The sequence below is a fragment of the Sorangium sp. So ce1153 genome (genome assembly GCF_051521595.1).
In the GTDB taxonomy this organism is placed as follows: domain Bacteria; phylum Myxococcota_A; class Polyangia; order Polyangiales; family Polyangiaceae; genus Sorangium.
In genome coordinates this window covers 9,343,894-9,356,497 of sequence record NZ_CP150361.1, presented here as the reverse complement: position 1 = coordinate 9,356,497, position 12,604 = coordinate 9,343,894, and the positions used below count along the sequence as shown (strand labels likewise).

General features: G+C 68.3%; 6 protein-coding genes. All 6 read left to right on the top strand.

What is annotated here, in order from left to right; genetic code table 11:
- The first annotated feature begins 734 nt into the window (after positions 1-734).
- The 6 genes from WME85_RS33590 to WME85_RS33565 all read left to right on the top strand — a co-directional run bounded on the left by WME85_RS33590 (position 735) and on the right by WME85_RS33565 (position 12,581).
- Positions 735-1,760 carry a hypothetical protein gene (locus WME85_RS33590; protein WP_437827189.1) on the top strand — a complete coding sequence of 342 codons (1,026 nt, stop codon included), beginning with the start codon at positions 735-737 and terminating at the stop codon, positions 1,758-1,760.
- A 3,566-nt stretch (positions 1,761-5,326) separates the two neighbouring features.
- The gene (locus WME85_RS33585) at positions 5,327-5,683 is read left to right on the top strand and encodes a hypothetical protein (RefSeq protein ID WP_437827188.1); all 357 of its coding nucleotides are present in this window, start codon (positions 5,327-5,329) and stop codon (positions 5,681-5,683) included.
- Positions 5,684-6,234: 551 nt separating this feature from the next.
- Positions 6,235-6,648: a hypothetical protein gene (locus WME85_RS33580; protein ID WP_437827187.1), complete on the top strand. Its 414-nt coding sequence runs from the start codon at positions 6,235-6,237 to the stop codon at positions 6,646-6,648.
- Between the two features lie 741 nt (positions 6,649-7,389).
- On the top strand, positions 7,390-7,815 hold the full coding sequence (locus tag WME85_RS33575; protein WP_437827186.1) for a hypothetical protein: 426 nt from the start codon (positions 7,390-7,392) through the stop codon (positions 7,813-7,815).
- 234 nt (positions 7,816-8,049) lie between these two features.
- Positions 8,050-9,384, top strand: a complete 1,335-nt coding sequence (locus WME85_RS33570) for an efflux RND transporter periplasmic adaptor subunit (RefSeq protein ID WP_437827185.1) — start codon at positions 8,050-8,052, stop codon at positions 9,382-9,384.
- Positions 9,381-12,581, top strand: coding sequence for an efflux RND transporter permease subunit (locus WME85_RS33565; protein WP_437827184.1), 3,201 nt, complete (start codon positions 9,381-9,383; stop codon positions 12,579-12,581). Before WME85_RS33570 ends, WME85_RS33565 begins: the two co-directional genes overlap by 4 nt.
- The last annotated feature ends 23 nt before the right edge of the window (positions 12,582-12,604 follow it).

Here is a 12,604-nt window from a genome sequence, read left to right as displayed (position 1 = left end):
TTCCGCCCCCGACCCAGGTTGCGGTTCCGCCCCCGACCCAGGTTGCGGTTCCGCCCTCCCCGACCCAGGTTGCGGTTCCGGCGGTGCCGCCCCCGACCCAGGTTGCGGTTCCGTCCAATAACACGGCATCCGGACACGTAGCGCGTCGCCCGGACAGGGGCGGCGGTCACACGGACACGTAGCGCGCCGCCCGGACAGGGGCGGCGGTCACACGGACAGCGCACCGACGCGTCCGCTGGCGGTGCGACCGTCCCGCGGGCGCGGGCGGTCACGGCTCCTGTCCGGAGGCCGAGGCATCCGCTCAAATTCTTCGGAAAAATTCACAGGGAGGCGGGGAGACGGGGAGGGAGATCCAGAATTACTCCCTGTCTCCCCGCCTCCCTGTTTAATTTTCTCGCTGAAAAGGGCTGCAAAATAAGGTGATTGCTTAGGTCCGGAGGACCATTTCGCTGGGTAAGCACACGGAGGCTGATAATTCTGTTGTGCTCGACGTAATGCGTGTTGCTCGCCTGACATCTGCCTTCGTGTCGAGCGCTCCGCAACCGTGCGGCGATCTCTGGTAAGAACGGCTGTCGAGGGCGTGGAATCGCGTCGGGCGAGCCCTTGTTCCCGCGGACCGACTTCGGGGACGAGGAACGCCGAGCCCGCGATCACCTCTCGAACTGCACAGAGCACCCTCGTCGCGCGGAGGGCGCCCGGGAGACAAGACCATGAGATGCTCGCCACGAGGCCTGATGACCGCGGTTCTGCTGCTGCTCTCGTGCCCGACGCGGGCGGCGGCGGAGCCGCCCCCGCGGCGCCCTCCCTCGACCGGGCCGGAGCAGGAGATGCTCGACCAGGCGAAGCGGCTCGTGGACCAGGGGCGAATCGCGGACGCGCGCGACATCCACCTGACGCTGTGGCGGCTCACGAGGAGCGCCTCCGACGCGTTCCGCGTGGGGATGCTGTCCTTCAGGCTGCGCGACTTCCAGGTGGCGGCGGAGTTCCTCGCCATCTACTTCGACATGGTCGGCACCCCCGAAGCGCCGAAGATCTGGGTGCCGCCGGGCTTCAAGGAGAGCTACGAGCTGGCGCGCGCCAACTTCGCGGAGGCGCGGCGGCACGTCGGCGCGCTCGAGGTGCGCGTGAGCGAGCCCGGCGCCGCCGTGCTCGTCGACGGGCGGCAGGTCGGGGTCTCGCCGCTGAAGCTCCCCGTGTTCGTCGCGTCCGGGCAGCACCACGTCGGCGCGCAGCTCGCCGGGGCACAGATCGAGGTGCCGGCCGCCGTCGACGCGGGCGGGGAGCGGACCGTCTGGCTGGTGCTCCGGCGCGCCGGGGCCGAGGCGCCCGGGGCTCCCCGGGCGACCAAGGCGGCGGATCTCCCCGGCGCGGCGCCGCCTCTTCCACAGCTTCCGCCGCGCGGCCCGGCGCTCCGGTGGTGGACCGTGGGCGGGCTCGCGGCCACGTCGGCCGCCCTCGGCATCCTCGGCGGCGTCTCGGTCTCGGAAGCCAACCACGCGGCCGACGACAGGGACGCCGCCTTCATCCGGGCGCGCTGGGAGGTCTTCCGTTGCCGGCCGGGACTCCCGGCCTGTGACGCTTACGCGGAGGCCGACGGGCGCGCGAAGACCTTCACCGCCCTGTCCGTGGGCGCCTTCATCGGGGCCGGCGTGGCGGCTGGCGGTGCCGCGGCCGCGGCGTTCCTGCTCGCGCCGCAGGCGAAGGTCCGCGTGGGGGGCGTCGGGACCGCTCCCGCCGCGACGCTCTCCTGCTCGTGGTAGCCGCCTGACATCGTACGGGCGTGCTCGCGAGCGCGGCGCCGAGCTCGTTTTTAGAACAGAGCCCACTTTGGTGGAGAATTCGAGCGCGCTCGACGTAATGTGATTTGCCTTCGTCTTATCAACACCTGTTCCGGATCTTCCTATCCCGTGCACGAGGATGCCTGGTATCGTGACACGCATGTGGAAGCGGCACCTGTGTGCCTCCTGCGTGGTGTTGCTGGCAGGTGTCCTCTGGGCGGCCTGCAGCGGTGACGCCTACGTCGATGTGGAGCAGGAGCCTCCGTGCGATTCAACGGCGGACTGCGACGCCGAGCGGACCGGAACGCAGTGCATCGACGGGCGCTGCCAGTGCCCGGAGCCCGAGGAGGTGAGCTGCTGCGGGCCTGGAGCCAGGGAAGAAGAGGGAGATCTCTGCGAACGGGCGTGCCGTCCCGCCAGTGAATGCACTGCTAGGCTGTGCGAGACGTCTCGGGACTGCCTGGGACCCGTGGACCCGCGGTGTGGCCAAGCTCTGTGCGTCGCTGGCGTCTGCCGGTTGGCACTGCGTGAGCAGCTCGAACACCAGCTCGCCGGCGACTGTCGTGTCGTCAAGTGTGACAACGCAGGCCAGATCTGGGTCGAGTATTCGGGGAGCGATGTCTTCGATGACGGCAACGAGTGCACGATCGACGGTTGCACCGACGGAGCTAGCTTTCACCTGCCTCAGCCGACTGGGCCATCGCCGGAGACTTCTGGGTATTGTAAGGACGGCGAGTGGGTTGGCTGTCTACGAGATGAGGACTGTGGAAACCCATCTTATGCATGCTCTGCGTCCGGCAGGTGCGTCCACGAGTGGTGCGAGAACGACATCCTGGATGTCTCCTCCGGAGAGACGGCGCTCGACTGCGGTGGCCCGTGCGATCCCTGTGAGTCCGGACAGCCGTGTGACAGCGACGACGATTGCGTCGAGCAGATCTGCGAAGACGGGACGTGCGCACACGCTCGCTGCAACGATCGTGTGCTCAACGGATCGGAGACGGACGTCGACTGTGGTGCTCCATCGTGCTCCGCCTGTGAGCCAGGAATGAAGTGCAGCTCCCACGAGTCATGCCAGAGCGGCGTGTGCGTGGATGGCGTGTGCCGCGAGGCGACCTGTAGCGATGGAGTGATGAACGGCGACGAAACCGGTCTCGACTGCGGCGGGCCCTGCGTCTCGTGCCCGCTGTACATCGACCGCCCAGACATCTGACACGAGGGATCATGAACAGACAGAGGAGTTTCCCCGCGGTGCTCGCGGTGCCTATCGTCGCGTCGTCCTGGCTCGCTTGCTCGGACCCTCCGCCACCTACCTACACGCCGCCGCCCGAGTGCCGAGCCACCACGGACTGTGCGTTCCCTTATAATGTGGACCCGAGATGCGGGGAGATGGCCTGCATCGAGGGCGCCTGCGAGCTCGAGCTGTTCGAGACGTCGAGGAGCCAGTATCGAGGCGACTGTGAGATCACCCGCTGCCATGACGGGCAACGTGTCGCCGAGCGCGACCCAGATGATGTGTTGGATGACGGCAACCCGTGCACCGAAGACGTCTGCGATCCAACAGGGCCCGTCAACAAGTACGTGGCACCTTCCCCTGCGCCGTCCGGCTCCGGCTTCTGCAATGGCAGTGGTCAGGAGGTTACATGTTTGTACGATGCGGACTGCGCGGACTCGATGCTGTACTGCTCTCTCCTCGGGAACTGCATCCCTCTCGAGTGCAAGAACGGCATGCTTGATCCTGATTTCGGCGAGACTTACACGGACTGCGGCGGTCATTGCGATCCGTGCAGGATAACGCAGCCGTGCAAGAACAAATACGATTGCCTTACGGGCGTGTGCGGGCCAGACGGTACATGCTCGGTCGACAGGTGTCTTGATCGCGTGCAGAACGGCAACGAGACCGATGTGGATTGTGGCTACGGCTGCTACCCATGTGCAGACGGGTACAAGTGCCGGACCAATGAGAACTGCGAGAGTGGCATTTGCTTCGCTGGGGAATGTCAGCCGCGCACCTGCAGCGACGGCCGGAGGAACGGCGAAGAGGAAGACGCTGACTGCGGCGGGGACTGCCCTCCGTGCAAGTAGCGAGAGCTCGCCGGCTGAGATCTTCAACTCTCATGCCCTGCGCGACGTCGTGACATCGGGGAGCCATGGCCGAGGAGGGCCTCATGAGCAGGATCGGGCGAGCGGCCGCGATCGCCGCCTTGGGCTTTCGGGCTGTGGCATGACAGCTATCCGGAGGACGACCTCATCGCCACCCTTTGTCGCGGCAATCTCCGGCAGGCGAAGCCCGAGGCGTCCGGCTTCGCCAGGGGCGCAGTTCTAATAAGAACATAATCGAGAACTGATTCAGGCGTTGACGCCGCCGTCCGATGGGAGGAGCATCCGGAGTCGGGGGGAAGACATGGGGCACGGGCTGAAGACGAATGCGCGCACACTCGTGCTGTGCAGCTGTATCTGTGCGCTCATCGTCGTTCCGTGACCGGCAAAGGCTTTCGAGCTCAGTGGTGGCGTGGGCGTGGGAGGGATCCAGATCGGGGCCGACCCCAAGCTTGCGGTGAGTCCTTTCGCCGGACTGCTCTGGCGCCGAGAGAGAGACTTCCTGTTCGAAGTTCACAACATGTTAAGCATCCTGCCCGGGCAGCGGGTGGGGGCCCATCATCGCACGGCAGTTGCCCTTGTGTACGCCTGGGAGACAGGCAAAGTCAGCCTCGGCCCGTCCATGTCGGTTTATTGGATGCCGGCTTGCGGCATCACGATCTGCAGCCGAGTGGTAGGGGTGGCTCCGGGGGGCCACGCTCAAGCCGACTGGTACTTCTCCGAAGCTTTTGGGGCTTCCGTCAGCGCTAACCTGGATTGGATCGGCGGACATAGCCGTGTTCTGCAGGACAGCTTGGTGGCGATGGTCACTGCTGGGCCTGTTTGGAAGTATGAAGTGGATTCGAAATGATCAAAGCTTTCGCTGTCCTGCTTCTCAGCCTTGCAGGCTGCAATTACGATGTAGGCGAGTGCTGGGTCCGCGGTGAGGAAACGAGTGGCGTCGGCGGTGGTGTCATTATCCCGACGACAGGCTCCGGAGACTTCGGGAATGCGTCAGCCGAACCACAAGGCGCCGACGAGCCTCCCGAATGCAGCAGCACAGAGCCAAGGCACCCGGACGAAGGCGGTCCGGCACACGGTTACGGTCCGGCACAAGATGACGGTCCCTTGCAAGATGCTGGTTCGTATGAAGCGGGTCTAAAGGTATTCTGCACCAAGTCGGATCACGGTGCCACGTGTTCAGAACGGTGCTTGGCAAAGGGAATTGGATGCGTCGCGCTCGCTGTGCAGCCATACAAGCCTGACGGCGGCAATGGGAGGTTGGTTTCATGTAATGATCTTGTGCTTGGGTTCATGTGTGGGTATCATTATTCCAATGGTGACGATTGTTATTATCTATTTGGCGGTCTGCCGTTTCCAAATGTTTGTTCCTGCTCTGGTGATGACTAGATTTTAGTGTAGGCTTGGTGAGCTTGTTGCGGTGCCGTGCGAGTCAGGTGGAGAGATTTGCTATGGACGTTGAGGGGCTTTTGGTCGATTTTTACAACGGTGCGCCTATGGTTGATGTCGTCGCCGCATGGGCTTATGTGACGGCGAACCGACGGATGGTGATTGAGTATCTCGCGTCGTTCGAGAGGGCATACGAGCAACTGGTCGAGCTTCACGCGGCGGGCAAGCTCGGCGTTGGAACGGCCGACTTCTCAGCGGGAAACCTTGAGGTGGTCAAGCGAATCAACCGGCTGGTCGAGCGGGGGTTGGATAGTGATGAATCGCTTCAAGTGGCTCAAGAAATACACGCTTTGGCTGAACGATGCGCGCGAGCACTGAAAGGAGGTGATACGTCATCCGCTGGGCGGGAAAGTCAATGAAGCCGGGGAGACGGCCATCTCACGCGGCCATGGGAGCCGACTTCGGCGTGTTGGGCCGGCCTGCGCCGTCTTGCTCGGGGTAAGCGCTGTATGTGGTCCGAGCGAGTGCGGGCGTGGCGCGAGAGCGGCGAATCGGCGAAGGAACTCGCGCTTGGGCGCGGGTTTCGGCATCGACGCTGCACGGCTGGTCGAGCCTGCGCTCGAGAGGCGCCTGTCATCTGGAACCTTCACGCTCAACGGCCGGTGTCCGCGGTTTGCGCCTTCGCTCCGGAGCGTCTGCAGGGTTCGAGGTGAACGCCGGCGCGCGCGCGGCCCTCGCCGACGTCACGCTAACGCCCGCGAGCGCCCCATCGCTCGCCGAGACCGGCGAGTGCGCCACCGTCCGGTCGGTCCCTTCCGGTTGTGGATCCGGAAGGCGAGCGCGACCACGAGCACCGACGGGCCGGTGATGCGCACATCGATGCCCGATGGCGACTGGATGCCCCGTGGCCGCGCGCCTGGAGCGGTTCCCGCAGCTGGCAGTCCCTCGGCACGGAAGTACAGTCCACGCCATGACCCACGAGGAGCGGAACGACGCGGAAGAAGATCTGGAAGATGAGCTCGCATGGACGGTCTATGCTCAGGTCTTCGCCCTTGGCTATATCTACCTTCTTGCCTGCGCGCTGAAGCGCGGCGACGCCGATCTTGGGGTGGATCCATCCGCCTGGGAGAACACCCTGAGCGCCGCCGAGTGGGCGATGATGGAGCATGTGAACGGGCGCGTGCAGGGCCTCACGACCATCACCGTGGAGGACGTTGAGCGGATGCGCCGACTTCACACGATGGGCTCCGCCGCGCTGGCTGGCGGGCAGCGGCCGCCCGAGCTGTACCAGGTCTCGCTCCAGTGCATGGAGAGCCTGTTCGGCTCGGATTGGGAGCGAGCCGCGCGAGAAGCGGTTCGCGGTTCGCTTGAGCCCGATCAGTAACCTTCGAGTCGCGGACCAAAGCCGGTTGTGCGTGGATGGACCATGCGGTGGGTCGTCTGCAGCGTTCGGCGATGAGCCGAGGGGCGCGGGAATGCGCGTTTCCGAAGAGGGAAGTTGCGGGCGAGCGGCAGGCGTGACCGACCTCCTCGCGACGTCGGTTTTTACCGACAGGCTTTAAAGTCAATAAATCCGCTCTCAAAACTGGTGTCCACGGCGCCGACGGGCGACCGGATCGCGTGCCGTTCGCGCCCCCCGACCCGCCGACGGAGGGCGCGACGCACGTCGAGGTGGATGTTGCGACGCCCGAAACGCTGGGGAGGGCAGCGCTTCACGCGGCACTTACCGTGCCTCCGCGCGCTGCGGCGCACCTGTGCGCGCCGGGCGGAACCCGGCTTTGTTGCTGCTGAGCTCGATGTTGTGGCGCGGGCGGGCCACTTGCTTACGAGCAGCCCGCCCGATCTGCCAGCAAATCGACATGAGGTGCTCGGCATGTACCTGGAGGCGCGTCACACGCGTACGAGCGGCGCGTCGGTTCCGTCAAAAAATCGACCTAAGTGGCTCATTGAGTGCGACCTGGAACGCCGCGGTGGAGCTCTTACGAGCAGCGACAAAAAATCATTAGGGAAAATTCGTGAAACGAACGTGAGAGCTCTGCACCGCGGTCGCCCAGCGCAGCGCATTTCGAAAGAGCACGGATGAAATCGATTTCCTCGGTCGGTGAGGAGGCCTAACGTCGTCTTCATGGGACGTGTACTGCAGCAGCTGTTCTCGTTTCTTCTCTGGATGGCGGGTCTCGCGGTGCCGCTGTTGCTCATCCACAACTTCGTGGCGGAGGAGCCGGAGGTGGACGCGATGGCGCGGGCCCAGGCGTGCGAGGGCGTGCAGGCTCCGTGTGACGAGCTCTTGATCAGCTTCCAGCGCAGCTCCCTCGGTCGGAGCTTTCGTATCGCCGTGCGGGGCGAGGACATCTCGATCCGGTGCAGGCGCGAGCACATCATCCTCGGGGAGTACCGGTGTACGCGCTGGCCGCCGGCGGCGCCGCCAGCTGCGGCGAGCTCCAGCCCCGTGGCGAGCTCCGCCGCGAGCGCCCTCCCGGCCCCGCGGGCGGGGGGCGCAAAGCGCGCGGCTCCGCCCCTGACCGCGCGGAAGCCGGAGAGCAGGTTGTAAGGGCGCTCCCGGCGAGGGATCGTCCGCAGCCAATCTCCGTTCGCGCGCGACGCAGGCAAGCGGGACGTGCGCCCTCTGAAACGCGGCGCCCTCTGAAACGCGGCGCCCTCCGAAGCGCGGCGCCCTCCGAAGCGCGGCGCACCTCCCATCGCGGCCTGTTGCCGGCGTGACGCCGCCGCCGAACCCGCCGAACCCCGCGCACGGGGCCGCCAGTTGCGCTAAGCCTCGAACTCGATGGCGCTCCAACCAATTCGCGTCGCCGCGCTCGCCCTCGTGGCGGGGCTCGTCCTCCTCGGATCTCCGGCCTGCAAGAAGGGCGACGAGGCCTCGCCCGAGCAGGGGCGCAAGCCCGGAAAGGGGACGAGCTTCCCTGTCGAGGTCGTGCCCGTCGCCGCGGAGCGGGTCGAGTACGCCGTCCCCGCCGTCGGCACGGTCGAGGCGTTCGAGCAGGTGCAGCTCACCGCGCGCGTCGCCGGCGTCGTCGAGGCGGTCCGGTTCATGGAAGGCGACGAGGTCAAGGCGGGGCAGGTGCTCGTCGAGATCGACCCCGCCCGGTACAACCTCGCCGTCCGCGCGGCCCGCGCGACGCTCGACCGCATGACGGCCACGCAGGCCGAGGCCGCCGCGGGGCTCGAGCGGCGCGAGGCCGAGGGCGCCGAGGGCGTCTTCAGCAAGGAAGACGTCGCGTCGTGGCGGTCGAGATCGGCGATCACCTCCGCCCAGGTCGCCGAGGCCAAGATCGCCGTCGACCAGGCGCTCCTGAACCTGCGCGACGCCTACGTGCGCGCGCCCATCCAGGGGAAGATCCAGACGCGCACCGTGCAGACCGGCCAGCACGTGGCGGTCGGCACCGTGCTCGCGACGCTCCTCCGCCGCGACCCGCTCCTGCTCCGCTTCCAGATCCCAGGCCCCGACGCCCCGCGCGTCAGGCCCGACATGGAAGCGCGCTTCCAGGTGAAGGGCGACGCGCGGACCTACACAGCCAAGCTGACCCACGTCGCCGACGCGGCCGACCCCGCGACGCGCATGGTCGCCGTGACCGGCGAGGTGCAGGGCGAGGGCAAGGAGCTGCTCCGCCCCGGCACGTTCGCCGAGGTGACCGTGCCCGTGGGCGCGAGCGGCGACGCGCCGGTGATCCCCCTGACCGCGGTGCGGCCGAGCGAGCGCGGGTTCCTCGCGTACGTGGTCGACGGCACGACCGCGCGCGAGCGCGTGCTCTCGCTGGGGCTGCGCACGCCGGACGGGCGCGTCGAGGTCAAGGCGGGGCTCTCCGCGGGGGAGCGCCTCGTCGTGCGCGGCGCAGAGGCGCTGCGCGAGGGGGCGCAGGTCCGCGTCGGGCCGCCCGGCAGCCTGCCCCAAGGCCAGACCGCCGGGCACGCCACGGAGGGCGCCGGCACGACGCCGCCCTCGTCGGCCGGCGCTGCGGCGCCGGCAGCCCCCGCCGGCGCGACGCCGCCCTCGTCGGCCGGCGCTGCGGCGCCGGCAGCCCCCGCCGGCGCGGCGCCGCCTTCGTCGGCCGGCGCGACGCCCGCGACCTCTCCCGCCAGCTCGACGCGGAGCGCGCCATGAGCCTCACCGAAGCGTGCCTCAGGAAGCCGGTCTTCGCCTGGATGCTGATGGCGGCGACCGTCGTCTTCGGCCTCGTGGCCGTCTCGCGCATCGGCATCAGCCAGTTCCCCGACGTCGACTTCCCGACGATCACCATCTCCGCCACGCTCGAGGGCGCCGCCCCCGAGATCATGGAGCACGACGTGGTCGAGCCGCTCGAGGAGGCGGCCGTCCAGGTCGAGGGGATCCGGTCGATCACGTCGACGTCGCGCCAGGGCAGCGCCTCCGTCACCATCGAGCTCGACCTGTCGCGCGACGTCGACGTCGCGCTCCAGGACGTGCAGACGAAGATCTCCCAGGCCCAGCGCAACCTGCCGCTCGACCTCGACCCGCCGGTCGTCTCCAAGACGAACCCGGAGGACCAGCCGATCATGTGGGTCGGGCTCTCCGGCCCTTTCTCCCCCCAGCTCGTCGCCGACATCGCGCGCTACCGGCTGAAGGAGAAGCTCCAGACCGTGCCCGGCGTCGGCGAGCTGACCCTGGGCGGCTACCTCGAGCGCAACGTCCGCATCTGGATCGACGCCGACCGCCTCGCCTCGAAGGGGCTCACCATCGCCGACGTCACCGAGGCCCTGCGCCGCCAGCACATCGAGCTCCCCGCCGGCCGCCTCGAGACAGAGGGGCGCGAGGTGAACGTGCGGGTCATGGGGGAGGCGCTCGACCTCGCGACCTTCAAGAAGATCGTCATCGCCGAGGGCAATCCCGGCGCCGCCGCGCAGCCACCAGGTGCCGCGGGCGGCGCGCTGGCGGGCCCGCCGTCGTCGGCGCGGGCCACGGTGTACCTGGAGGACGTCGCGCTCATCGAGGACGGCTTCGAGGACGTGCGCCGGCTCGCGCGCGTGAACGGCGAGCCCGCGCAGGGCCTCGGCGTGCGGAAGCAGCGCGGCTCGAACGCGGTCGAGGTCGCCAAGGGCGTCCGGGCCGCGCTCGCCGACGTCCAGAAGACCCTGCCCGAGGGGATGAGCGTGGGGGTCAACTTCGACTCGACCAAGTTCATCGAGGAGTCGGTCCACGAGATCGAGCTCGAGCTCGGCATGGCGATCGCGCTCACGGCCCTGGTCTGCTGGATGTTCCTCGGGTCGCTCTCGAGCACGATCAACGTCGTGCTGGCGATCCCGATGTCGCTGCTCGGCACCGTGGCCGCGATCTACTTCCTCGGGTTCACGCTGAACACCTTCACGCTGCTCGGGCTCTCGCTCGCCGTGGGCATCGTCGTCGACGACGCGATCATGGTGCTCGAGAACATCCACCGGCACGCCGAGGGGGGGAAGGACCGCGTCCGCGCCGCGCGCGAGGGCACGGCCGAGATCACCTTCGCGGCGCTCGCCGCGACGCTCGCCGTCGTCGCGATCTTCATCCCGATCATCTTCATGGAGGGGGTGGTCGGCCGGTTCTTCCTCCAGTTCGGCGTGACCCTCTGCATCGCCGTGCTCCTCTCGTATCTGGAGGCGATCACCCTCGCGCCCGCCCGCTGCGCGCAGATCCTCGACGTTTCGCGCGAGGGCCGGGGCCGCGTCGGGCAGCTCGTCGACCGCGGCTTCGAGGCGCTCGCCCGCGGCTACGGCTGGATGCTCCTCCGGGCGCTCCGGTTCCCCGTCGCGGTCGTCCTGCTCGGCGTGGGCCTCTTCGCGGGCGCGGTCGTCACCATGCAGCGGCTCCCGACGGAGTTCGTCCCCTCGCAGGACCAGGGGCGGCTCCTCGTGCGCCTGCAGACCGCGGTCGGCTCGGACATCGAGGAGACGGATCGGCTCTTCCAGCGCGCCGAGCGGTTCGTGAGCGAGAGCCCGGCGGTGGCGCGCGTCTTCTCCGTCGTCGGCGGCTTCGGCGGCGGCGGCGGCGTGAACGGGGGCATCCTGTTCGTCACCATGAAGCCGGCGGACGAGCGGGAGCTCTCGCAGTCCGAGCTCCAGGGCGTGCTCCGCAAGGAGCTGAACGGCTACCCCGGCCTGCGCGCCGTGGTGCAGGATCTCTCGCAGTCGGGCTTCACGGCCCAGCGCGGGTTCCCGGTCGAGTTCTCGGTCCGCGGCCCCGACTGGGGGGAGCTCACGAAGCACAGCGAGCGCATCCGGGGCGAGCTCGCCCAGAGCGGCCTCGTCGTGGATCTCGACACGGACTACCAGCTCGGCATGCCCGAGCTCCGCATCGTGCCCGACCGGGCGCGCGCGGCGGACCTCGGCGTGAGCGTCGAGTCGATCGCGACGACGCTGAACACGCTGGTCGGCGGCGGGCGCATCGCCAAGTACAACGACAACGGGCGCCGCGTCGACGTCCGCGCGCGCCTGCTCGCGGAGCAGCGGAGCCGGCCCGAGGACCTCGCGCGCATCCAGGTGCGGAGCGCGTCGGGGGCGCTGGTGCCGCTCACGTCGGTGGTCAGCTACGAGGAGCTCCCCGCGCTGCAGGCGATCACGCGCCGCGATCGCGAGCGCGCGATCTCGATCTTCGGCAACGTCGCGCCCGGGCGCTCGCAGGGCGAGGCGGTCGCGCGGGTCGAGGCGCTCGGACGGGACCTGCCGGCCGGCTACCGCCTGGTGCTCGGCGGCGCGAGCGTGACGTTCCGCGAGTCGATGGGCGGCCTCCTCTTCGCGCTCGCGCTCGGGATCCTGGTCGCTTACATGGTCCTCGCGTCCCAGTTCAACTCGTTCCTGCACCCGGTCACGGTGCTGACGATCCTGCCGCTGTCGATCGCGGGCGCCGCCTTCGCGCTGCTCTTCGCCGGGCAGACGCTGAACATCTTCAGCATGATCGGGATCCTCCTGCTCATGGGGATCGTGAAGAAGAACTCGATCATCCTGGTGGATCACGCCATCGAAGTGCGAGGCGGGCACGGCGAGGGGGCAGGGGAGGCGATGGACGCCCGCGCGGCGATGCTCCGCGCCGGCCCGGTGCGGCTGCGCCCGATCCTGATGACCTCGATCGCGACGTTGATGGCCGCGGTCCCGTCGGCGCTGGCGCTCGGCCCCGGCGCCGAGATCCGGGCTCCGATGGCCGCCGCGGTCATCGGGGGACTGCTCGTCTCGACGGCGCTCAGCCTCCTCGTCGTGCCGGCGTTCTACGTGCTCGCCGACGACGTGCAGGGCCGCGTCGCGCGGCTCCGGACGCGGCGCGCAGGGCGAAGCGCGCCCGCCAGCACGGCGCACCCGGCCACGCCGCAGCAATAGCGGCGCCCTCCCTCCACCGGCGG

Excerpts from the sequence above, each read along its gene's own strand:
- WME85_RS33590 (WP_437827189.1), top strand. The coding sequence starts at position 735 with ATGACCGCGGTTCTGCTGCTGCTCTCGTGCCCGACGCGGGCGGCGGCG.
- WME85_RS33585 (WP_437827188.1), top strand. The coding sequence starts at position 5,327 with ATGGACGTTGAGGGGCTTTTGGTCGATTTTTACAACGGTGCGCCTATG.
- WME85_RS33580 (WP_437827187.1), top strand. The coding sequence starts at position 6,235 with ATGACCCACGAGGAGCGGAACGACGCGGAAGAAGATCTGGAAGATGAG.
- WME85_RS33575 (WP_437827186.1), top strand. The coding sequence starts at position 7,390 with ATGGGACGTGTACTGCAGCAGCTGTTCTCGTTTCTTCTCTGGATGGCG.
- WME85_RS33570 (WP_437827185.1), top strand. The coding sequence starts at position 8,050 with ATGGCGCTCCAACCAATTCGCGTCGCCGCGCTCGCCCTCGTGGCGGGG.
- WME85_RS33565 (WP_437827184.1), top strand. The coding sequence starts at position 9,381 with ATGAGCCTCACCGAAGCGTGCCTCAGGAAGCCGGTCTTCGCCTGGATG.